The organism is Rhodococcus sp. T9N (assembly GCF_024436645.1).
GTDB classification, from domain to species: domain Bacteria; phylum Actinomycetota; class Actinomycetes; order Mycobacteriales; family Mycobacteriaceae; genus Rhodococcus_F; species Rhodococcus_F qingshengii.
This window is the reverse complement of the sequence record NZ_JAMSKS010000005.1, coordinates 207,748-229,686: the sequence shown is the minus strand read 5'-3', so window position 1 is coordinate 229,686 and position 21,939 is coordinate 207,748. Positions and strand designations below refer to the sequence as shown.

The window sequence follows — 21,939 nt, the reverse complement described above, 5'->3', positions numbered from 1 at the left end:
TTCGAATGTTGTGAATGTATTTCCCAGCCCGTGGTATTCGGACGGGACAGGGACTCAGTTGTTTTCGGGGAAGCCGAGGTTGATGCCGCCGTGGCTGGGATCGAGCCAGCGGGTAGTGACGACCTTCCCGCGGGTGAAGAAGTGGACACCCTCGGTACCGTGAGCGTGCGTGTCGCCGAACAGGCTGTTCTTCCAACCACCGAAGCTGTAATAGGCCATGGGGACTGGAATAGGGACGTTGATCCCGACCATACCAACCTCGATCTCGTTCTGGAAGCGACGTGCTGCGCCACCGTCATTGGTGAAGATCGCGGTGCCATTCCCGAATGCACTCGAATTCACCAGGTCGAGTGCTTCGTCGTAGGAGTTCACCCGCACGACCGAGAGCACAGGGCCGAAGATTTCGTCTGTGTAGATGCTCATGTCGGTGGTGACGTGGTCGATCAGGGTCGGGCCGAGCCAGAATCCGCCCTCACCACCGTTCGCCTGCACTTGCCTGCCATCGACGACGAGTGTCGCGCCGGCGGCCTCACCGGCGTCGACGTAGGAGGCGACCTTGTCGCGGTGGGCCTTGGTCACCAGAGGGCCCATGTCTGAGTTCTTCGTGCCGTCACCGGTTTTCAGGGTGCGGGTCCGCTCGGCGATCTTGCCGACGAGTTCGTCGGCGATGTCGCCGACGACGACCAGTGCCGAGATCGCCATGCAGCGCTCGCCGGCCGAGCCGAATCCGGCGTTGACCATTGCGTCGGCGGCCAGATCGAGGTCTGCGTCAGGCAAGACGATCGCGTGGTTCTTCGCTCCTCCGAGAGCCTGAACGCGCTTTCCATGGCTGGTGCCGGTGCTGTACACGTACTGGGCGATGGGGGTTGAACCGACAAACGAAACGGCCTTGATCGCAGGGTTGGTCAGAAGTTCGTCGACAGCTGTCTTGTCGCCTTGCAGGACGTTGAACACGCCTGCTGGAAGTCCTGCCTCGGCCCAGAGTGCCGCGATCCACAGCGAAGCAGATGGAACTTTTTCGGACGGCTTGAGTACTACCGTGTTTCCGGTGGCGATCGCGATGGGGAAGAACCACATCGGGACCATCGCGGGGAAATTGAACGGCGAGATTATCGCGACCGGGCCGAGTGGTTGACGGATCGAGGTGACGTCGACGTTCGTCGAGGCATTCTCGGTCATACCGCCCTTGAGCAGGTGCGCGATGCCACAAGCGAATTCGACGACTTCCTGGCCTCTTGACACCTCGCCGAGTGCGTCGGAGAGGACTTTGCCGTGCTCGGCGGTGATTATCTCGGCGAGTTCGTGCTTGCGGGCATTGAGCAGTTCGCGGAACGCGAAGAGGATTGCGGTTCGCTTGGCGAGCGAACTGTCGCGCCAATCGGGAAACGCAGCAGCAGCTGCGTCGATAACGGCGCGTGCGTCTTGCACGCTGGCGAGCGCGACACTGCCAGTGACGGCGCCGGTCGCAGGGTTCGTGACCGGAGCGGAGTTTCCGCTCGAACCGGGGGCGATCGTGTTGTCGATCCAATGTGCGATGACAGTCATGACTATTCACTCCTGAGGCTGGGGTTGATTCGAGTCTGTGCCGCAGAATTGCCGTCGTCAACAAGTAAGATCGCAGTACTCAATGCAAAATTGCAGCCAAGAACGGGAATGGCGATGTTTACTTCTGACAACCTGCGCTTTCTGCTGGAACTGTCACGCACGGGGCGCATTTCGGATACGTCGAAGCGGCTGGGGGTCGATCAGACCACTGTCTCCAGGAGAATCTCTAGGCTTGAAAAAGACATGGGAGCAAGGCTTTTCGATCGCGGCGTCTCGGGCTGGCAGCTGACCGAGGCGGGCAGGCGATTGGTTCCCTACGCGGAGAGTATCGAGTCGACGCTACTTTCTGCGCTCGGTGAGACGACCGCCTCGGCGTCGCCGAGCCTCAACGGGACGGTCCGGATCCTGACCCCAGACGGCTTCGGTGCCTTCGTCTTGGTTCCGGGCCTGCGCTCTGTCCGTGTCCGGCACCCGGATTTGTACACCGAAGTGCTGACTTCGACTACCCACGATGTGTTGACCGGGCGTGACTTCGACGTCGCCGTCACGTTGGAGCGTCCCTCTCCCCGATCTGTGGTCGTCAGCAAACTTGCGGACTACAACTTGCGGCTTTACGCCTCGCGTCGGTATCTGGAGACGCACGAGTCGATCTCGTCGGTGGACGACCTACGTCATCACACGCTCGTCTGGTATGTGGACGCGTTCTTGGATGTCGAACCTCTGCGTATCCTCGACCGGATACTGCCTACCGGGCGGGCGCAGATCCAGACCAATAACATCGCTGGTCACTACGAGGCGGTCAGGCACGGTGTGGGAATCGCGCCCTTGCCGACATACATCGGCGCGACCGACGATGACCTCGTGCCGGTGCTGCGTGACGAGTTCGTAATTCGGAGGTCGTATTGGCTCGTTGTCCCGCGCGAGCTGATCAGATTGGCCCGCGTACGGGCGATAAGCGATGCCTTGCATGAGATTGTCGACAGGAATCCCGACCTCCATGCGCGGTGATGTGCGTTTCCTGTATTCCCCGGGTTGGGCGATGGTTGACGGTCAGTTTGTAGCGCCTGAGGAATGATCGCGATGTCAGGTGTGGACGCTGTCGAAGGGTCTTGTGGAATGTGCGAAGAGGGGTGGGTTACCCTGAGGTCTTCAACAATTCGAGGGCTGCGTTCCGGCCGGCACCGAAGGGGTCGGTGCCGATACCGATCCCGTCTGCGACGAGGGCACCTTCGTGAAGCAGCATGATTGCCTCGACGAGACGTTCGTCGGCTAGTCCGTCCGTCGCCAGAATGCGCCGGAAAAGGTCTGACATCTCCCGCTTTTGTTCGGCGATGACAGCGAACACCGGATGTGAGTGATCGCTGAACTCGGCGTGCGCGTTGATCATGCTGCACCCTTTGCCTCCGCTCGCCTTGGACCAGGAGGCGGAAGCGTCGAATACCGCACTCAACTGTTCGGCGCGGCTAGCTCCGGCTGATGCGAGCTTCTCGTCGCGAAAGATTCGCCACCGCCGATCTCGAGCCCTCAGGTATTCAACGACGAGACCGTCTTTCGAGCCGAACCGTTCGTACAAAGTCTTCTTCGTGACCCCGGCGTCCAGTGCGACGGTATCCACGCCTACGGCATGAATCCCCTTTTCGTAGAACAGCTTCGACGCAGACTCCAGAATGCGACGCGCTTTCGGAGTCAATTCGGGTGTGGATTCCTCTGCCATGGACAAAAGTATACCGATCTGTATAGTCGGGCTCATGAGTAAACAGATCGGTATACCTCGGATCGTGACCTCGAGATCTGCCGTGACGGCTACCTTGTCGGTCCTGTTCGTCGCGTGCTGGAGTTCGGGATTCATCGGAGCCAAACTAGGCGCCGGCAGTGCCGGGGTCCCCACGCTGCTGATGTGGCGTTTTCTCCCGCTCGCGGTGGTACTGCTCCCGATTGTCTGGTTCTCCGCCCGGCGCCGGAACACGATGCCGACACCACGGGCTCTCGGCAGGCAGGTGGTGATCGGGATGCTCTCCCAGAGTGGCTACCTGTTGTCGGTGTACTGGGCAGTCGATCTCGGCGTGAACACCGGAACAACTGCGCTGATCGACGGTATTCAGCCGCTGGTGGCTGCCGCGCTGCTCGGTCCGGTCCTCGGTGTCGCAGTCCCGCGTATGCAGTGGGTCGGGTTGGCGATCGGAATGGGCGGCGTCGTGATGGTCACGGCAGCCGATGCCGGGGCCGGCACATCGGCGCCGTGGTGGGCGTACGCGATTCCGTTCCTGGGGATGCTCAGCCTGGTTGCATCCACCTTCGTCCAGCAACGCGCTCCCACGTCCACACCGCCACTGCAGGCTTTGGCCATCCACTGCTCAACCAGCGCAATAGTTTTCACAACTCTGGCGATCGTCTCGGATGCTGCCGTACCGCCGAGTATCAGCACATTCTGGATCGCGTTGCTCTGGTTGATCGTGTTGTCCACCTTCGGTGGTTACGGGCTGTACTGGTTGTTGCTCCGCCGCATCGGCATTACGTCCGTCAACACCCTGATGTTCTTGATCGCCCCCGTCACCGCGGTCTGGGGCGCACTGATGTTCGGAGAATCCTTCACTCCGTTCACCGCGCTCGGCTTGGCGGTGGGCATCGTCGCCGTCGTCGTGGTCACCCGGGTGGGCAATCGCCCGAAGAAGCAGGACGAGGGCACGGATTCCTGCCCGGCGAGAGCTTCGATCACGTCGCGCTGATGAAGGCCGATCGGGATGTGAACCGCTCGCGGAGCGCGGTGAGTTGCTCTGCGGTGAGCTTCAGTCCGTTGATTGCGTAGTCCTCGACGGTGCCGAAGTGCGTGCGCATTTCGTCGAGAGCTGCGTCGAAATAGCTGTCACGGACTCCGAGGAGGGGTCGTAGCACTTCTGCGTCAACGCCTTTGCTCGCGGCGAAGTCGAGAATCGGTTCTGTCATGGGGGCCAGATCGGTGTTCGTCTCCAGGTAGTCGGCGCGTACATCGGCTTCGTCGGCCCCGAGGAGGAGTAGGAAAGAGGTCGCGGCCCACCCGGTTCGATCCTTGCCGGTGGTGCAGTGGAAAAGTGCTGCCCCGGAGCGTTTTTCGTCGATGAGGTCGAGATAGAACGTGCGATAGGCGTCGAGAGCGGACGGCAGGCTGACGAAGTTGCGGTTGGCTTCCTCCATCTGTGCGATCCCACGTCCATCGCTGATGGTCTCGGCGTATGCGACCGGGTCCGTCATGAGTAGTCCAGTGGCCGCGGCGTTTTGGGCATTGTCGGCAAGTACGTCGAGCCAGACTGTGCGCGTCGAGTCAGGGAGATTGTCGAGTGCGCCGTCGCGCTCGGCGGCGGTCCTCAGGTCGTATACCGTCCGGACGTCCAAGTCGGCGACCGCGGCAAGGTCGTCGCCGTCGAGTTTCGCCAGAGTCGCCGAACGATAGAGCGCGCCCGCGCGGACGGTGCCGTCCGCAACAGGAATGCCACCGAGGTCCCGGAAGTTCGGAGCGGTCTTCAGGAGAACGCGGCGATCGAGCGGGTGAGTTGGCATGGCTGACTCCTTGTGGGTTCCGTTTCCGAACTGATCATTCATGCCTTCTGCACACTGCGCACGAGCTTTTCGGCATTGCGTCTCTTGATCCACTTGTCGATGACGAGAGCCATGAAGATCCACCCGCCCAATGCCGTGATCACCCACACGATGATCGGGGCGAGGATCCAGGACCCGACGCCGCTGATCTCGATACCGTCGGGGACCAGGGTCGCAACCCAGAGCGCGAGCAGTGTGGCGACCAAACCGACACCACCCGCGAGCGGAGCTGCGTAGTGCAGTGCCACGCTGAGCACGAATGGGCCGAGGATCATGTGTGCGAGGGTGAATACACCGATAGCGGCCAAGAAGCCGTTCACGCCCAGGCTGACCCCGGGAAGAGCAAAATGCACGACGATCAGCGCGATCGCGCCGAGAACACATTGCGAAATGAGCTGAAATAACAGACGCATGGCTTGTACCTCCGTGGTCAGGTCGAGTCACCCGAGAGTGGTGTGTGCGTGGGGAACGCTTTGCTGCAGGGCTTCGGGACGAGGCGCCGTCCAGGTGCCGTCGAGCACGGAGGGACGGGGGCGGTACAGGCGCAGTACGTAGTTCCACCCGGGCATGATGGGCAGTGCGTTCGCGACGCCGTCGAGATGGACCCCGAAGCGAATGGTGGTGCTGCCGTCGGAGTCTGGGGTGGCCGTGAGGCTGTTGATGCTGTTGACGCCCAGAGCGTTCTCTTCGAAGTATCCGGCCGCGTTGTACAGCGAGACCGACCAGAACGCATCCACGGGAACATCGTTCAGGCGGAGACGGTATTCCCCGACCGGGAGACGTTCGTCGAAGTTGACGTAGGTGGCCTCGTACTCGGGAAGGCCACCCCAGCCGGATGCGGTACCGAGCAGGTGCCTGATCGGATCGACTTCCGCAGCGGTACCGAATGAATGGTCGTACGTGGTGATGCCTCGCGCGAGTGCGAGGAGTGCGTCGCGGGTCTCGGTCTGCGATTGCTCGTCGTAGTCGGGCAACGGGAACTCTCCCGTTCCGCCGCCGTCGATGTTGAGGGCGTCTTGCAACCGGTTCACCTCGGCGACGTCTTCGGGGCTGTTCGGATCGACGAGGATGCGCACGATCAGTGCGGCGTAGTCGGTCCCGACCAATTCACGCGTGAGCAGGTGCTCTCCCGGGTCGCGCAGGATGACGGGACCGAAGTGATCTTGACTGACCACCCACACGGAGATGTAGCGCTCGCCGGTATCGGGCACCGTGATGGTGACGTTCTCGCGCACGTCGATGATCGCGCTGCTGTACAGAGTGTCGCGGTTCTGGCGGATGATCGGCTGGTTGTCGAGTGACCCGAGATCACGAGTGTGGTTCCACGTGCCCAGGCCGACGCCCGCGGCCAGGCGAGCGAACATGAGATCGGACTCTGCCCGATTGAAGTTCAGGACGTTGACGGCGATCGTGGACATAGTGGGTTCCAATCGGTGTCGGGGTACGGAAGCGGGCGCGGTAATCCATGGCCCGTCGGGGTGAATCAGCCGAGCAGTCGCGCTTTCGCGGCTTGGAACTCGGCGTCGCTCAGCAGGCCTTGTGATTTGAGGTCGCCGAGTTTCTGCAACTCGGCGACGAGATCGACCGGGGCCGCGGGTGCGGGTGTGGGCATCGGGAGTGCGGCATGCTGCTGGGCGAATTCGTACTGCGCCTGCTCGTAGTCGGCCTGAGCTCTCCTTTGCCGGCGGGTGGCCATACCGTCGCTGACGGCGGTCGCGGTACCGGTGACGACCGCGGTGCGGGCGGCGAGGCCCAGCAGTCCGGGGCGGCCTCGTCTCGGGATGTACGGCATGTCAGACCTCCAATTTCGGGATGATCGTGTCCATGAGGGCATTGACGACGGGTGCGGGTATCCGCTCGTAACCCAGTAGCACCGCGCCTGACGCAGCGGTGCGTGCGGCGAGTTCGCGCTGATAGACCAGCTCGAGCGCGACCAGCAGCGCTGTGGCACCGGTGGGAATGGCTGCCGCGAGTTCGGTGATGTCCTCATGCCCGAGCAGACCGGACGCGCCGAGCATCTCGACGTTGATCTCGAAGCCGTTCGGCAACTCCTCGACTTCGATGAGGGTGAGTTCATCGTCCTCGGACTTGGAGATGACGATCAGATCGAGCAGCCGCACCAGGCCGGTATCCGTAAGGTCGGTCAGTGCGGAGAGCGCGGCCGGGTCGAGGCTCTGCCCAGGCAGGCCGAGAAGGTAGAAGTCGACGGGGCCGAAACGCGCGGCACTCACGAGAGGACCTTCAGCTTGAGTGCGGCGAACTCGTCCTCGCTGATCGCTCCGGCTTCGAGCAGTGCTGCGGCTGCGGCGATCTCCTCGCTGGGGCTCTTCCCCGCGACCTCGCGGATATACGATTCGGCGGCCTTCTCGGCGTCGCGTGCGGCCTTGTTGCTGCGTTCCGTCATCCCTTCGCCGCGGGCGACGAGATAGACGAGCGCGGTGAGGATGGGCAGGAAGAGTAGGAAGAACACCCAGACGGCCTTCAACCAACCGCTGAGCTTGTGGTCGCGGAACAGGTCGGCGATGATCGCGAACAGCGCGAAGAGATATCCGATGAAGACGGTTGCCCACAGCATCCAGCCGAGGCTTTCCCAGAAGCTCATGTGTCTTATCCGTTTCGTGTCAGGCCTGCGCACCGGGATTCCGCCGACTAGCGCATTTCGGTTGATTCCGGCAATTCTCACTGGTTTCCGCAGGCTTCGATCGCGGTCTCATCCGAAGCGGATGAGACCGGATTTCCACGGACATCGAACGTCTCGAGTATCTTCGACACATGATCGAAGCCGTGCGTGACGCACTCGCCTCTGGTGAGGCGGAGCAGGCTCGACGAGTCCTGCGGAAAAACTGGCTTCGTTTGATTCTCGAATCTCACACCAGGGAACTCGAGCAGCTCTGCCTTGCTCATCCCGATCCCCACGATCCGCACATCCTGCTGATACGGGCGTGCTGCCGCGATCTCAGCGGTGATCCGTACGGCGCTGAGTTTCTCCGCGGGCAGGGTCTGCGGGTGGCGTCCGACGATTTTGTCGTCTGCTTCACCGACCTGCTGCTCGCTCCGGACACCTCGACCAAGGCCGTCATCGCCGATCGCGCGCGTCACGCGCTCGCCCAGTGCGAGCCCGAGGACGATTACCCGTCCGCGCTTTTCCTCCTCGGATGGACCGAGGTCAGGCTTCGTCGTGACCTTCCTCGTGCCATCGCGCTACTTCGCTCGGCCGGCGACGAGGCGCAGTTGCAGTCGCGCACGGAGACATTGCGTCTTGCACAGTCCAACTTGGCCTTTGCGCTGACCCACGCGGGAGCATTCACCGAAGCCGAACAGATCCTCGACGGCCTTCCTGCGCGAGATGTGGCGTCCGATTGGGAACGCTTCGAAGGTGGACTCCCACAGTCGAATCGAGGGTGCATCGCTTACTGGCGTGGCGACTTCGAGGAAGCGATCGCTCAGTTCGACTCGATCATCGTGGAGGGCAGTCCCGGAACCAACTTCGAGGCGCTCGCCCGTCTGTACCTGGTGATGAGCCTGATCGCTCTGAACCGGGAAGACCGGTACCACAACGCCGCTCGTCTGCTGCGAGGCGTGAGCACTGCGGACAAGCACGGCATTCCTTGGGATACGCTGCGGCGCGTCACCACGGCCTGGCTCGCCCACGCTCAAGGACAGGACGAGCAAGCTCGCCGCATCGCAATGCCCACGCTGACCAGAACAGGTGCTGCGGTCGCTCACGCGCTTCTCGCGGAGCTCTACCGAGTCATGGGGGATCCGGAACCGTCGGCTCAAGCGCTTCGCTTGGCAACCTCGGCCGCGCTGCCGCGATACGCGCTGGTGAGCACCCTTGTCACGTCTGCCGCCCTGAGCTCCGTCGCAGGGTGTGGACCGCAGGCACACGAGCAGTTGGATCGTGCGCTGGCCGAGGCAATCCCCGAGCGCATTCTCGCCCCATTTCTGAGCGGCGATCCGGTAGTTGTCGACCTCCTGACAGCGCACGCGGTCCGGGGGTCGAGACACCACGAGCTCCTACGCACGATTCTGGAAAAACGGGGCCAGCTCTCTGCCAAACTCGCCGGAGTCCTGACGGAACGTGAGAAAGAGATCCTCACTTTTCTGCGAACTACGATGACTGCAGACGAGATCGCTGCGCACCTCGGCATCGCCTATCCCACTGTGAAGACTCACATTCGCTCGATCTACCGCAAACTAGGCGTGACCAAACGGCGTGCCGCAGTCCAAGCAGCCGACAACCTAGACCGCGGGATCGGGGGCGATTCCGCGGCGGAGGCTGCGAACCGTCAGGTCCAAGGCTTGTAGGCGCGTCCCGGAACCACGGTTCACGTAGTCCATCGACGTGTAGAGCAGTGACCACAGCAGGTTCTGCACCCAGTCCGAACCCATGTCGGGGTCGATGGAACCGTCGGAGTGTCCGCGCTCGATGGCATCGGTGACTGAGTCGTCGTTCGACGCGGACTCGGCAAACGAATCTTCCTGATACACACCGGGAGTGAAGAACAGGACCGTCAAGAGGTCGGCCAGTTCGAAGTATTCATGGCACAGGCGAACCAGCGCTTCGGCTCCCGTACCCTCGCCGAGTCGAGCTGCTGCTGCTGCCTCTCCGACGGCGCGGGTGGCCTCGGCCGCGACTGCGTCGACCAGGTCTGACCGTTCGGGAAAGTAGCGGTGCAAAGTGGTCCGGCCGACCTTTGCGGCCGAAGCGATCTCGCTGAGGGTCGCAGCAGGCTTGGATGCGAACACCGAAACGGCAGCATCGAGGATGGCCTTCCGTGTGCGCTCGCGGGTCGCGCTTTGTTCTGGCGCGCTGTGGATCGTTGTCACGAATCCGAAGCGTAGCCGTGTCCGGTTTCGGTATCCAGTGTTTCCGAATCGGAATTTCTCTTGCCCTTTATGGAACATTCGTGTTCCATAAATTCATGCTTGAATCCGACGCTTCTCAGCCCGCACCGAAATGGAGCAATCTCCGCGTCCTCTCGGAGTTCGCTCGACCGCATCTGCCGTCGCTCCTCCTCGGATTGGTACTGGCGCTGTGCGGCTCCGCGGCGACGCTGGCAACGCCCATGGTCACCAAGTGGGTTCTCGACACCCTCGATACCGGTGCGTCGCTGAAAGGACCTATCCTCACGCTCGTCGTCCTTCTGATCGTCGGTGCCGTGCTCGGTTGTGCTCAGTGGATCGTTCTCGGAACCGCCGCCGAGAAGGTTGTCTTCGACGCCAGGTCGTCGCTGGTGAAGCGATTCCTGGCGGCGACCGTACCTTCGCTGCAATCGCGATCCGTGGGTGAATTGGTCACCCGGGTCACGTCTGACACCTTGCTGCTGCGGGAGGCTGCGTCGTCGGCCGCGGTGAATATTCTGAACGCAGCCGCGTTGACCATCGGAACGATTGTTCTGATGGGCGTACTGGATCTGCCGTTGTTGGGCGTCACCATGGTGGCAATCGTGTTCGCCTCCATACTCTTTGCCGTTCTGATGCCTCGGATTTCCGCAGCCGAAGCGCGAACCCAGGAATCGCTCGGTCAGCTCGGCGGCGTACTCGAGGGTGGCTTGCGTGCGATCCGGACGGTCAAAGTTTCCCTCGCCGAGGATCGCGTCGGCGCTCTGGTGACGAACAATGCGTCCGAGGCGAAAAAGCATGCGATCACGGCAGTTCGAGTGTCGGCAACCGCGTGGACTGTCGCGTGGACCGCCATTCAAGGATCGATCATTGCCATCCTCGGCTTTGGTGCCTGGCGAGTCGCCGACGGCGAAATGGCAGTCTCGACGCTCATCGCGTTTCTGCTCTACGCCTTCACCCTGATGGGGCCGGTGTCGGAGCTTGCGCAGAACGTGACCTCCGTTCAGTCGGGAATCGCGGCAGCTATCCGGATTCGCGAGATGCAGTCGTTGCCCACCGAGCAGTACGACGAGGTCGTGGACGTGGTCGCGAAAACCAACGCTGCCGCGCCGCTGATCGAGTTGCGCGACGTCACCGTGAGCTACCACGGATCGAACCAGCCGGCGTTGCGCGATGTCTCGCTGGTCATTCCGACGCGTGGGCACATGGCCATCGTCGGCCCGTCGGGTGCAGGAAAGACGACCTTGCTCTCGACCGTGCTGCGATTTGTCGAACCGCGATCGGGTGAGGTTCTCCTGCATGGAGTCGGTTACGACGCGCTCGATCACCGCGCTGTGCGCGAGAGTCTCGCATACGTGGAGCAGGAGACACCGGTGGTGCCCGGAACGATTCGGGAGAACGTCGTCTTCAGCCATCCCGATGCGACGGACGAAGAAGTCCAGGCCGTTCTGCGCTTGCTCCGGCTCGACGACGCGATCGAGGCCCTGCCCAACGGACTCGACACCGCTCTGACGGCCACTTCGCTGTCGGGCGGCCAACGTCAGCGGATCGCGATGGCGCGCGCAGTTCTGCGGCCGAGTGCTTTGCTTCTGCTCGACGAAGCCACTGCCCAGGTCGACACGCTCACCGAAGCCGCGATTGTCGACGCGATCAACGAACGTGCGCGCACCGGGGCCGTGGTGACTATCGCTCACCGGCTCTCGACGGTGCGTGACGCCGACTGGATCGTGGTCATGGAAGACGGTCGGATCCGCAACATCGGCAACCATGACGAGCTCATGGACAAGGACGATCTGTACCGCGACATGGTGGTTGCCGGCCGGCTCGATCAGGGCGAGGCAATGCTCGAGGATTGTTGACCCGACGCGTCGGCGTGTGCGAGAGTGCTGATACCGAGCGATCGCTCGGTCGGGATGTTCTTTCGGAGGTGGCTGGTGGCAATCGATCTGACGTACGCGCCCGAGGTGGTGGCGCTGATCGAGAAGACGCGCGACTTCACGCGCAACGTAGTGCTCCCCATCGAAGACGAACACGCCGGTGACATCGCTGTAGCGGGTGGCGATGCAATCCGCATCGAGATGCAGTCGGCAGCAAAAGAAGCCGGTGTCTTCGCCCCGCATGCGCCGATCGAGTACGGCGGACACGGACTCAACATGAGTGATCGCGCGCCGGTCTTCGAGGAAGCCGGCTACTCGCTATTCGGGCCGACGGCGCTCAACATCGCGGCGCCGGACGAGGGCAACGTTCACATGCTGGCCCACGTGGCGAACGAAGCACAGAAGCAGCAGTTCCTCGCGCCGCTCGCAAGCGGGGACATGCGGTCGGCATTCGCCATGACCGAACCCGCGCCGGGAGCGGGATCCGATCCTTCGGCTTTGAACACCCGCGCCGAGAAAGTCCCCGGTGGCTGGAAGATCAACGGTAAGAAATGGTTCATCACCGGCGCCGACGGCGCCGGGTTCTTCATCATCATGGCGCGCACGTCCGGTGAGCCCGGGCAGCGCGGCGGAGCGACCATGTTCCTGGCGCCGACGGACACTCCCGGCCTGGTAGTGGGTCGACACATCGACACCCTCGACAAGGCCATGATCGGCGGGCACTGCGAGGTCACGTTCGAGGATCTCTTCGTACCCGACGAGGCCGTTCTCGGTGAGGTCGATCAAGGTTTCGCCTACGCGCAGGTTCGCCTCGGTCCCGCCCGCATGACGCACGTGATGCGCTGGCTCGGTGCAGCGCGCCGCGGCCACGACGTCGCCGTGGCCAGGGTTGCCGAACGAGAAGGCTTCGGCTCGAAACTCGGTGATCTCGGAATGATCCAGAAGATGGTCGCCGACAACGAGATCGACATCGCAGCCAGCCGCGCACTTCTGGTGCAGGCCTGCTTCGAACTCGATCAGGGCGGGCACGCGAGCAACGCGACGTCCATCGCCAAGACCTACGCTGCCGAGGCGATCTTCCGGATCGTGGACCGCTCCATTCAGATGTGTGGCGGAATGGGCGTGTCCGGCGATCTGCCGCTGGCACGCTTGTCCCGCGAAGTGCGTCCCTTCCGCGTCTACGACGGCCCGTCCGAGGTTCATCGCTGGGCAATTGCGAAACGTGTTGTCGGAGCTGCGAAGCGCGCTGCTCGGGAGGAGTCGAAGTGACGGACTTTCCAGGACTCGATCTCGCGGCGCTCCACAAGTATCTGCAAGCCGCAGGCGTCGAGGTGAGCGGTGAGTTGCGAGCCGAACTGATTTCAGGCGGCAAATCCAATCTCACCTACGGAATCTTCGACGACAACTCGAAGTGGATTCTCCGTCGTCCACCCACGGCCGGCCTCACGCCGTCGGCGCACGACGTTGCGCGTGAGTTCCGAATCACCTCGGCGTTGCAGAACACCGCCGTGCCGGTCGCGCCGACCGTCGTGCTGTGCGAGGACGCCTCGGTGATGGGTGCGTCGTTCACGGTGGTCGAGTTCGTCACCGGTCAAGTGATCCGAACCAAAACCGAGTTGGAAGCTGTTCCGGCAGCGCAGGTCACGCAGTGCACCGACGAGTTGGTGCGTGTTCTCGCTGCACTGCACGACGTCGACTACACCGCAGTGGGTCTCGGCGAACTCGGCAGACCCGACGGTTACGTAGCCCGCCAGGTGAAGTTGTGGGCCGGTCAATGGTCACGCGTCAAGACCGAGGACTCGGCCGACGTGGACAGGTTGGCGTCGAGCCTCGCGGAATTGATTCCGGCGGAATCAGCCTCGTCGATCGTGCACGGCGACTACCGGATCGACAACACGATTCTCGCGGCGAACGACGTCACCAAGGTTGCCGCAGTGGTGGACTGGGAACTGTCGACGCTGGGAGATCCGCTGGCGGACATCGCGATGATGTGCGTCTATCGGCATCCCGCGCTGGATCTGGTTCTGGGTGAGCCTGCTGCGTGGACGAGCCCGTCGCTACCGTCCGTTGTCGATCTGGCGCAACGGTATTCGTCCGTTTCGGGTCGTGAACTGGCGCATTGGAACTTCTACATGGCGCTCGGGTTCTTCAAACTCGCCGTCGTGGCGCAGGGCATCGATCACCGATTCCGAGCAGGAGCCACCGTCGGCGGGGGATTCGACAAGGCTGGATCTTCTGTGCCGGAACTGATCTCGGCCGGACTCAACGCACTGCAAGGGAAATTCGAATGACTCGATCAGCACTGGTCACCGGCGCCTCCAAGGGAATCGGGCTCGGCATCGCAACACGCTTGGCTTCGCAAGGGTACGGGCTGACCATCACGGCGCGTGATACCGAGCGGCTCGCCGTTGTCGCCGAAGAACTTACCCGCGCCGGATCGCCGGACGTCGTCGTCTCGGCCGGCGACATGGCGGACGAGAACTTCGCCGCAGCACTCGTCGCCACACACAATGAGCGATTCGGCTCCATGAGGGCTCTCGTCCTCAACGCCGGAGTGGGAACCAGTGGGCGAGTAGCGGATTACCCGATGCGACGTTTCGACAAGACCGTTGCCGTCAATCTCCGAACACCGTTTGCACTATTGCAAGCGTCGCTGCCGCTCCTGCGTACAGCGGCGGACGCGGACCTTGCCGGCGGAGCGAAGGTGATCGCTCTCGCCTCGATGGCCGGTGTGTATGCCGAGAGCGGCCTGGCCGTCTACGGAGCCACCAAAGCTGCGCTGATTTCGATGGTCGAGGCACTCAACGCCGAGGAATCCGGAAACGGCGTCAGTGCGACGGCCATCGCTCCCGGTTACGTCGACACCGACATGTCGGCATGGACACACGATCGGATCACACCGGACACCATGATCAAGGTCGACGACGTCGTGGAGTTGGTGGACGGTCTGCTCAAGCTCTCGTCTCGAGCGGTCGTTCCGAAGGTCGTCATGGCGCGGGCCGGGACCAACGGCTACTCCGCCTGAAATTTCAATCCAGCTTGGCTTCGCCCCGCTTGCGAAAGAAGTGAAAGCCAGGCACCCCGACGATCGCCTGCCGCAGGTCCTTGACCACTCCGAGGAGTTCGTGGATCTCGGGCGAGACGGAGTCCAAGGTTCCGAGGATGGGCAACACCGCGGCCACCCGGTCGGTGAGCTCCGGTAGTTGGTCGATCAGCTTGATCGCGGCGCTGACCTCTGCCTCGGAAAGGTCGTCGGCGAACCTGGCGGCGAGCGGCGCGAGCTGTAGGGCGATGGGCTCGTAGATCTCGAGGAGTTGTCCCGCGATGTCCGACGTCTGCTCGACGGCCTCGACCAGTGTCTCAGCGCGAACGGTCACGGCGGCAGCTCCGATGACGACGCGGTCGGCGTTGTCGGCGATCTGGTTGATGCGCGCCACCAACCTCTCGACCGAGAAGAGGAGCGCCTCGAGTCGAGTGGGCAGGGTGACCGCAAAAGCGACCGTGGACAGGGACCAGTGCACCACGTCGCCGACGGAGCGGACGACGGTGGAGCTGCCGGGCAAAACTAGAGCCATCCCTCGATACTGCCTGATGTGACGTCAAAGTACAGGTAAATCTCACATTCACGAGGCCCGCGGCGTCTTCGAGGTGTCGGTGCCGGCGCGGACAATCAATTCACCCGCTGCCTGCCGCACCGCGCAACCTGGAAGGATCGAGACATGACGGCTATCCGTACGCACACTGTGATCGACTCGCCGATCGGAGCGTTGACGCTGGTAGCAGCAGGTGACGACCTCTGCGGTCTGTACATGGCGGAGCATCGCCACAAGCCGGACGAGTCCACGTTCGGTGATCGTTCCTCGGCGGTCTTCGGTGAAGTCGAATCGCAGCTCACCGAGTACTTCGAGGGTGATCGCACGGAGTTCTCCGTGCCGCTGGCGCCCGTGGGTACCGAGTTCCAGAAGCGGGTGTGGGACACCTTGCGAACGATCCCGTACGGCGAAACCTGGACCTACATGGAGCTCGCGCAAACTTTGGGTAACCCGCTTGCGATCCGTGCTGCCGCCGCGGCAAACGGCAAGAATCCGATCAGCATCATCGTTCCCTGTCATCGCGTGGTCGGTAGCGACGGAAGTCTGACCGGTTTCGCCGGCGGCCTCGAACGTAAGCGGTTCCTGCTCGACCGCGAGCACGGCGGCGAATCGGATGTCCTCTTCTGATGCGCTCGGCTCACAATTCGGTGATCGGGAACGTCTACCGGTCGTGACACTCAAACCGTTCGAAGACGTCGTGACCGAATACGGTGCAGTGGTCCTCCGTGTCTGCCGCGCGGTGGTCGGGCCCGTCGACGCCGAGGACGCGTGGTCCGAGACGTTCATCGCGGCGATGCGGGCATACCCGGATCTGAACCCGGACGCGAACATCGAAGCCTGGCTGGTCACCATCGCGCACCGCAAGGCAATCGACATCACCCGAGTGCGTGCCCGCGTGGCCGTGCCGACAGACGACGTTCCGGAGTTGCCGACGCGAATCGGCGTGCCGGGCACGTGGGATCACGAACTCTGGGACGCACTCGAACAACTACCACTCAAACAACGTGCGGCGGTCGCCTATCACTTTCTGGGTGGGCTGCCGTACGCAGAGATCGCGGACATCCTCGGCAACACGCCGGCAGCCGCCAGACGCGCGGGTGCGGACGGTATCGCCACCCTACGAAGAACCTACTTGTCCGCTACCGCTGCGGAAGGGAGTCACTCATGAGTAACGATGTGTTCGAGGCGCTTCCAGCCGTTGACGCTGACGCCATGATCCGCCTACGGGCGCGCCTGGCTGCTCAGGCGTCCGAAGCTGAATTGATCGACGTGGCATATCGAACCGTCGATTCGCCGGTCGGAAAGCTGCTCCTGGCGGCGACCGATGTCGGCCTGGTGCGGGTTGCCTTTGCCGTCGAAGGGCACGACCTCGTTCTGGAACGTTTGGCGGACACCGTCAGCCCCCGTGTGCTTCATTACCCGCGCAGGCTGGACACTGTCGCTCGCGAGTTGGACGAGTACTTTGCCGGTGCGCGTCGAGAATTCGATCTGCGCTTGGACTTCCAACTCGCGAAGGGGTTCCGACGCGAAGTGTTGCGTCATCTCCCCGAGATCGAATACGGCCACACTGCAAGCTATTCGGTGGTCGCAGCAGCGTCGGGAAGCCCGCGTGCGGTGCGTGCCGTCGGGACCGCATGCGCAAAGAATCCGCTGCCGTTGGTGGTCCCGTGTCACCGCGTGGTGCGCAGCGACGGCAGCCTCGGACAGTACGCCGGCGGCCCCGAACTGAAAGCGATTCTGCTGGATCTGGAAGCCGGCCGGTGAGCGCAGCGACGCTGCGCTTTCAGGCGCCCTATGCAGTCGAACCGCTCACCGGTGCCTTGCGGGCTCACTGCGTCGCAGGCCTCGAGCGTCACGACGACGGTGTTCACACCAGAGTCATACCGTTGCCTTCCGGCCCGGTAGTTGTGTCGGTGTCGTGGACAGACGACGGTGTCGTCGTGGATTCCGATGTGCCGGTAGCGGATTCCGCAGTGCTGGAGGTGATCGTGCGCCGTTGGCTCGACCTCGACGCCGATCACACTGCTGTCGAAGCAGCGTTCGGTAGTGATGAGTTGTTGGCCCCACTTGTTGCCGCCCGTCCAGGATTGCGTGTGCTCGGATCGGTGGACGGGTTCGAGACCGCAGTGCTCACCGTTCTGGGACAACAGGTTTCGCTCGGCGCGGCGAGGACGTTCGGTGGTCGTTTTGTCAGCGCATTCGGAGCGCCGGTGCAAGGGGATTTTCTTGCCTTCCCTGATCCGGACGTGGTTGCAGCGCAATCAACGGAGGGCATACAGAAAGCCGTCGGATTGACCACAGCGCGCGCAAGAACAGTGCACACGCTGGCAACTGCGGCAGCGAACGGCCTCGATCTCTCCTGGAATGCGGATCCTGTCCAATTTCGGCGAGAGCTGTTGGCGCTAAAGGGAATCGGACCGTGGACCGCTGACTATCTCACTGTTCGAATTCTCGGTGATCGCGACGCCTTCGTACCCGACGATCTGGTGTTGAAGCGAGCGTTGGGGGTTTCGTCGGGCAAAGAAGCCGCAGCGTTGTCCGAGCGCTGGCGACCCTGGCGAGCCTACGCGCTCTTTCATCTGTGGACCAAGGAAGCGTTTCTGTAGTCGGTCAGTCTTTCGCGCGCGCCAGTTCGGACGGCCACCAAATACGTTTCCCGATGTCGTGAGAGAGTGCCGGCACCAGGACGCTGCGCACGATGATCGTATCGAGCAGCACGCCGAAGGCCACGGCAAATCCGATCTCGGCGAGGAAGACCAGTGGCAGGATGCCCAGTACGGCAAATGTTGCGGCCAAGACGATTCCGGCTGACGTGATCACACCGCCCGTCACCGCAAGACCGCGCAGTACACCTGCGCGGGTGCCGAATTCTCCGGTCTCCTCCCGGACTCTGGTCATCAGGAAGATGTTGTAGTCGATACCCAGTGCGACGAGGAAGACGAAGGCGAACAGCGGGAACGATTGATCCGCCCCGGCGAACCCGAATACGTGTGTGAAGAAGAATCCGCTCACACCGAGGGTCGCCGCGAAGGAAAGCACCACGGTGACAATGAGAATCACCGGGATCAGCAGAGCGCGGAGCAAAGCGGCCAGAACCAGGAAGATCACCACCAACACGATCGGGATGATCAGGTTTCTGTCGCGGACCGAGGCGGCCTGGACATCAAGGGTGGTGGCCGTGCTGCCCCCGACGAGCGCGTCGGCGCCGGGCACGTCGTGGACGGCAGTCCGCAGTCGCTTGACAGTTTCGAGTGCCTGCGGCGAATCGTAGGAGTCGGCGAGGGTTGCATTGATCATGGTTCGGCCGTCGATCGGTGCAACGGTGAAAGCCGCAGGGGCGCAACCCGCAGCGGCGGCTTGTGCGACGGCAGCGGGGTTGGTCTTGATCAAATCGCTGACCTTTGCGACGTCCACCTGGGTGCAGACGGCGCCGGGATCCTGCGAGATACTTTCGACGCCGCTGGCTGCTTTGATGACGGCGTCGGCCTGGTCGGCGTTTGCGGTGATCACGGCCGGTGCGCCGGCTCCGGGATCGAACTTCGAGTCGTAGAGTTCCTGTCCGACAACGGCGTCGGGACGATTGGTGAAGCTTTCGGTAGACGTCAGGCCATCGGTTTTGAGACTGCCGATCCCGGCCGCGAACAGGATGATCAACAACACTGTGGCGCCGATCCACAGTGGGCGGTCCTTGCTGCCGACGGCCTCGGCGATCTTGCCCCACATCCCGTGCGTCGTAAGGTCTGCGGCGTGATCGACCTTGGGCTTGCGCGGCCAGAAGACCCACCGTCCGGTGGCGGCCAGAGCGACCGGCATGAACGTCATCATCACCAGATAGGTGCAGGCGATCCCGATGGCGGCGACGGGTCCGAGGCTCTTGTTGGAGTTGAGTTGAGAGAACGTCAGGCAAAGCAGACCGAGAATGACGGTGACAGCCGAAGCGGTGATGGCCGGCGCAGACTCGCGCCAGGCCTTGATCATCGCGTCGAAGCGGTTGGGATACGTGTGCAATTCTTCGCGATAGCGAGAGATCAAGAGTAGGGCGTAGTCGGTACCGGCACCGATCACCAACACGAAAAGGATGCCTTGAGACTGTCCGGTCAGAGTGAGTAATTCGGCTTTCGCGAGAAAATAGATCACCATCGACGACAAACCGATGGCGAGGAGCGCGGAGAACAGCGGGAAGAACCACAACACCGGCGATCGGTACACGACAAGCAGGATGAGGATCACGACCAGGAGTGCCGCGCCAAGGAGCGCTCCGTCCAGACCGGCAAAGGCGTCGATGAACGCAACGAGTAGCCCACCTGGCCCGGCTGGGAGTACCTCGACATCACCAGCTGCTTGTTTTGCTGCGTCGATGACGTTCTGCTCGGTGGTCGCCAGGACATCGCCTGCCACGGATGTGTCTCCGTCCTTGGCGACGAGTGGCACGAAGATCGACGCAGTTGTGCCGTCGGCGGAGTACTGAGTGGGCTGCATACCGTCGGCGTCTACCCCGGCGACGCCGGCAATGGCGCCGTAGGCCGAGTTGATTGCAGATTTGTCCGCCTCGGTGAGGGCCGAATCTCTATGGAACAGAACAAATCCAGGGATCGTCTCGACTGCGAGGAAGTTCGCGGATTGGTTGCTGACGATTGTCGATTCGGCGGAACTCGGGAGGTACGAGGCGTTGTCGTTCTTTTGAACCTCGGCGAGTTTGCCCTGGAAAGAACCGCCGAATCCGCCTGCGACGAAGGCGAAGATCGCAAGGGCGATCACGGTGAAGATCGGCACGCGAAGGCGCTTCACGGCTCCGCGCTCGTTCCGTTCTGCGTCAGTTGTGTCCAGCTTGGTCATGGTTCTCCTCGAACGCAGTCGACCAGCACCAACAAAGCAACGTTTTCCAGTAGAACACGCAATACGGGCGCGGTGGAACCACTTGGCGTGGAATTGACGACGCTACGAAGTGCCTTTGCCGTATGTCTCGCGGGCTGCGACGTCCATGGGAAAACGGACGACTGTGTCGCCGAACAACAATCGAGTTGCCGAAGCAGCTGCGGCCAGCACGTGCGCGGTACCGGTTTCGGGGTTGCGGGTATGCACGACTACCTCGTCGTGCTGGAAGAAGACCAACTCGCCGTCCGGGTCTTCGGCGAGGCGGCGCCTGAGGTCGGCCAGGAGGCACAGCGCCCACTCGGACGCAGTGGCCTGCACGACGAAGTTTCGCGTGAAACGACCGCGGGCGTGAGCGTCGCCGTGGGAGTAGAAGTCGGGAGACGGTGGGGGACAGGCCCGGCCGAGCAGTGACTTCACCACCTCGCCGCGCTCACCTGCCTTGGCAGCTTGCTCGACGTACTCGACGGCGACCGGGAATCGCTTCCGCAACAAGATGAGCAGTGCTTTGGCTTCACCCGCCGTCGCCCCGTACAGGACTCCGAGGATTGCGACCTTGGCTTTTGCGCGATCACCGCCGAAGGCTTCGGCACCGACAAGTGCGTACAGGTCGTCGTCCCCGGCGGCGGCCATCATGCGGCGGTCGCCGGACATGGCGGCCAGAATTCGGGGCTCGAGCTGACCGGCGTCGGCGACGACGAACACGTGGCCCGGATCGGCGACGACGCTCGAGCGCATTGTCTTCGGAATCTGGAGGGCCCCGCCGCCTCGACTCGCCCACCTGCCGGACACGACACCACCGGGAACGTAGATCGGACGGAATCGATCTCCCCGCACCCAACTGTCCATCCACTGCCACCCGTTGGTGCTGTACAGCTTGGCGAGTTCGCGATGACGAAGGAGTAGCGGCACAGCCGGATGATCGATCTCCTGCAGAAACCACTTGCGCGTCGACGGAAGTTCGATGCCCTGACGCCCGAACGCCTCGGTGATCTCCACCGAAGACGAAGGATTGACGGTGCGCCCGAAGACCTCACTGATCTGTGCGGCAAGTTCCTGCATACGAGCGGGGAGGTCGTATCCCGTCGGCCGCGGCCCCAGCCGTTCTTCGAGGAGTTCGCGATGCTTCTGCGTCGAGAACGGAAGGCCCGTGTGCGTCATCTCGGCGGCGCTGAGAGCGCCGGCCGATTCTGCTGCGATCAACAAGTCCAGTCGAGCGTCCGCGCCGATGGTTGCGCGCTGCTCGGCGAATTCGGTGACGACGGCGAGGGGATCGAGAACGGGTGCAGTGTCGAAGAGTCCGAGTCGATCGTCGTCGAACTCCTCGGCGGGCGGTGACGGTTTGCCGGCGCGCATTCCGAGTATCGCGCGGGTCAGGGAGATGTCGTGGCACCGCTGAACCCGTGCGCCTGCCCGCAGTAGCGGTGGGTACACGGTCGCCGTACTCGGCCACACCCACCGCGGGTGCTCGGCTTCCTCGATGGTGCGTACCGCTGCGATCAGGTCGGGGTATTCGACGGGATCGGCGAGCGGCGTTCCAGCGGGATCGGTCCGTAGGACAGTTGCCGTCACAGCTCCCGTGGACGTCGTACTACCGGGGACCAGGACAACTCGCACGACATCAGTGTGACGGC

23 protein-coding genes are annotated in these 21,939 nt (G+C 62.8%); 11 read left to right on the top strand and 12 right to left on the bottom strand.

Translation table 11 applies throughout. The annotated features are described in order from the left end of the window. Positions 1 to 54: 54 nt before the first annotated feature. Positions 55 to 1,545 (bottom strand): CoA-acylating methylmalonate-semialdehyde dehydrogenase, encoded by a 1,491-nt coding sequence (locus tag M1L53_RS11530; RefSeq protein WP_054188408.1) that lies wholly within the window; start codon positions 1,543 to 1,545, stop codon positions 55 to 57. Positions 1,546 to 1,659: 114 nt separating this feature from the next. On the opposite strand from M1L53_RS11530, the gene M1L53_RS11525 reads away from it, so the two are divergent. Further along, positions 1,660 to 2,553 carry a LysR family transcriptional regulator gene (locus M1L53_RS11525; protein ID WP_042924016.1) on the top strand — a complete coding sequence of 298 codons (894 nt, stop codon included), beginning with the start codon at positions 1,660 to 1,662 and terminating at the stop codon, positions 2,551 to 2,553. Positions 2,554 to 2,680: 127 nt separating this feature from the next. On the opposite strand, the gene M1L53_RS11520 is transcribed toward M1L53_RS11525, so the two are convergent. Continuing rightward, positions 2,681 to 3,259, bottom strand: a complete 579-nt coding sequence (locus M1L53_RS11520) for a TetR/AcrR family transcriptional regulator (RefSeq protein ID WP_054188407.1) — start codon at positions 3,257 to 3,259, stop codon at positions 2,681 to 2,683. A gap of 34 nt (positions 3,260 to 3,293) precedes the next feature. Between M1L53_RS11520 and M1L53_RS11515 the strand changes: the two genes are divergently transcribed. After that, a complete protein-coding gene (locus M1L53_RS11515; protein WP_231782578.1) occupies positions 3,294 to 4,271 on the top strand; it encodes a DMT family transporter in 978 nt (325 codons plus the stop codon). Here the strand turns inward: M1L53_RS11515 and M1L53_RS11510 are convergent. The 6 genes from M1L53_RS11510 to M1L53_RS11485 form a co-directional block, all read right to left on the bottom strand. Beyond that, positions 4,258 to 5,079, bottom strand: a complete 822-nt coding sequence (locus tag M1L53_RS11510; RefSeq protein WP_047272157.1) for a tyrosine-protein phosphatase — start codon at positions 5,077 to 5,079, stop codon at positions 4,258 to 4,260. The genes M1L53_RS11515 and M1L53_RS11510 overlap by 14 nt on opposite strands. 38 nt (positions 5,080 to 5,117) lie before the next feature. After that, positions 5,118 to 5,531, bottom strand: a complete 414-nt coding sequence (locus tag M1L53_RS11505) for a phage holin family protein (protein WP_050654589.1) — start codon at positions 5,529 to 5,531, stop codon at positions 5,118 to 5,120. Between the two features lie 27 nt (positions 5,532 to 5,558). Further along, positions 5,559 to 6,536 (bottom strand): DUF1214 domain-containing protein, encoded by a 978-nt coding sequence (locus tag M1L53_RS11500; RefSeq protein WP_003940299.1) that lies wholly within the window; start codon positions 6,534 to 6,536, stop codon positions 5,559 to 5,561. Between the two features lie 65 nt (positions 6,537 to 6,601). Next, positions 6,602 to 6,910: an SHOCT domain-containing protein gene (locus tag M1L53_RS11495; RefSeq protein WP_007729626.1), complete on the bottom strand. Its 309-nt coding sequence runs from the start codon at positions 6,908 to 6,910 to the stop codon at positions 6,602 to 6,604. Position 6,911: 1 nt separating this feature from the next. Next, positions 6,912 to 7,349, bottom strand: a complete 438-nt coding sequence (locus tag M1L53_RS11490) for a DUF6325 family protein (protein WP_042923946.1) — start codon at positions 7,347 to 7,349, stop codon at positions 6,912 to 6,914. After that, positions 7,346 to 7,720: a PLDc N-terminal domain-containing protein gene (locus M1L53_RS11485; RefSeq protein ID WP_030537228.1), complete on the bottom strand. Its 375-nt coding sequence runs from the start codon at positions 7,718 to 7,720 to the stop codon at positions 7,346 to 7,348. Before M1L53_RS11485 ends, M1L53_RS11490 begins: the two co-directional genes overlap by 4 nt. 170 nt (positions 7,721 to 7,890) lie before the next feature. On the opposite strand from M1L53_RS11485, the gene M1L53_RS11480 reads away from it, so the two are divergent. Next, a complete protein-coding gene (locus tag M1L53_RS11480; protein WP_050654591.1) occupies positions 7,891 to 9,426 on the top strand; it encodes a LuxR family transcriptional regulator in 1,536 nt (511 codons plus the stop codon). Here M1L53_RS11480 and M1L53_RS11475 read toward each other — a convergent pair. Continuing rightward, a complete protein-coding gene (locus M1L53_RS11475) occupies positions 9,361 to 9,948 on the bottom strand; it encodes a TetR/AcrR family transcriptional regulator (RefSeq protein ID WP_030537226.1) in 588 nt (195 codons plus the stop codon). The two genes, M1L53_RS11480 and M1L53_RS11475, sit on opposite strands and share 66 nt — an antisense overlap. Before the next feature lie 95 nt (positions 9,949 to 10,043). On the opposite strand from M1L53_RS11475, the gene M1L53_RS11470 reads away from it, so the two are divergent. The 4 genes from M1L53_RS11470 to M1L53_RS11455 all read left to right on the top strand — a co-directional run bounded on the left by M1L53_RS11470 (position 10,044) and on the right by M1L53_RS11455 (position 14,865). Next, positions 10,044 to 11,822, top strand: a complete 1,779-nt coding sequence (locus M1L53_RS11470) for an ABC transporter ATP-binding protein (protein ID WP_050654632.1) — start codon at positions 10,044 to 10,046, stop codon at positions 11,820 to 11,822. Between the two features lie 75 nt (positions 11,823 to 11,897). After that, a complete protein-coding gene (locus M1L53_RS11465) occupies positions 11,898 to 13,109 on the top strand; it encodes an acyl-CoA dehydrogenase family protein (protein WP_003940162.1) in 1,212 nt (403 codons plus the stop codon). Next, positions 13,106 to 14,131, top strand: a complete 1,026-nt coding sequence (locus tag M1L53_RS11460) for a phosphotransferase family protein (RefSeq protein ID WP_007729609.1) — start codon at positions 13,106 to 13,108, stop codon at positions 14,129 to 14,131. Before M1L53_RS11465 ends, M1L53_RS11460 begins: the two co-directional genes overlap by 4 nt. Then, positions 14,128 to 14,865, top strand: coding sequence for an SDR family oxidoreductase (locus M1L53_RS11455; protein WP_050654592.1), 738 nt, complete (start codon positions 14,128 to 14,130; stop codon positions 14,863 to 14,865). The genes M1L53_RS11460 and M1L53_RS11455 overlap by 4 nt, the downstream gene beginning before the upstream one ends. Before the next feature lie 4 nt (positions 14,866 to 14,869). Here the strand turns inward: M1L53_RS11455 and M1L53_RS11450 are convergent, their stop codons facing one another. Then, positions 14,870 to 15,415: a hypothetical protein gene (locus M1L53_RS11450; RefSeq protein WP_007729604.1), complete on the bottom strand. Its 546-nt coding sequence runs from the start codon at positions 15,413 to 15,415 to the stop codon at positions 14,870 to 14,872. Positions 15,416 to 15,559: 144 nt separating this feature from the next. Here M1L53_RS11450 and M1L53_RS11445 point away from each other — a divergent pair, with 144 nt between their 5' ends. The 4 genes from M1L53_RS11445 to M1L53_RS11430 are packed head-to-tail and all read left to right on the top strand — an operon-like array spanning position 15,560 to position 18,039. Next, on the top strand, positions 15,560 to 16,060 hold the full coding sequence (locus M1L53_RS11445; protein ID WP_003940613.1) for a methylated-DNA--[protein]-cysteine S-methyltransferase: 501 nt from the start codon (positions 15,560 to 15,562) through the stop codon (positions 16,058 to 16,060). Beyond that, the gene (locus M1L53_RS11440) at positions 16,047 to 16,601 is read left to right on the top strand and encodes an RNA polymerase sigma factor (protein WP_080961251.1); all 555 of its coding nucleotides are present in this window, start codon (positions 16,047 to 16,049) and stop codon (positions 16,599 to 16,601) included. Before M1L53_RS11445 ends, M1L53_RS11440 begins: the two co-directional genes overlap by 14 nt. Continuing rightward, entirely contained in the window at positions 16,598 to 17,197 is a 600-nt protein-coding gene (locus M1L53_RS11435; RefSeq protein WP_007729599.1) for a methylated-DNA--[protein]-cysteine S-methyltransferase, read from the top strand. The genes M1L53_RS11440 and M1L53_RS11435 overlap by 4 nt, the downstream gene beginning before the upstream one ends. Next, positions 17,194 to 18,039 carry a DNA-3-methyladenine glycosylase gene (locus M1L53_RS11430; RefSeq protein ID WP_054188406.1) on the top strand — a complete coding sequence of 282 codons (846 nt, stop codon included), beginning with the start codon at positions 17,194 to 17,196 and terminating at the stop codon, positions 18,037 to 18,039. Before M1L53_RS11435 ends, M1L53_RS11430 begins: the two co-directional genes overlap by 4 nt. Positions 18,040 to 18,043: 4 nt before the next feature. On the opposite strand, the gene M1L53_RS11425 is transcribed toward M1L53_RS11430, so the two are convergent. Further along, complete coding sequence (locus tag M1L53_RS11425; protein ID WP_054188405.1) at positions 18,044 to 20,269, bottom strand: MMPL family transporter; 2,226 nt, start codon at positions 20,267 to 20,269, stop codon at positions 18,044 to 18,046. 102 nt (positions 20,270 to 20,371) lie between these two features. Then, positions 20,372 to 21,922, bottom strand: coding sequence for a bifunctional 3'-5' exonuclease/DNA polymerase (locus tag M1L53_RS11420; RefSeq protein ID WP_054188404.1), 1,551 nt, complete (start codon positions 21,920 to 21,922; stop codon positions 20,372 to 20,374). Positions 21,923 to 21,939: the final 17 nt, after the last annotated feature.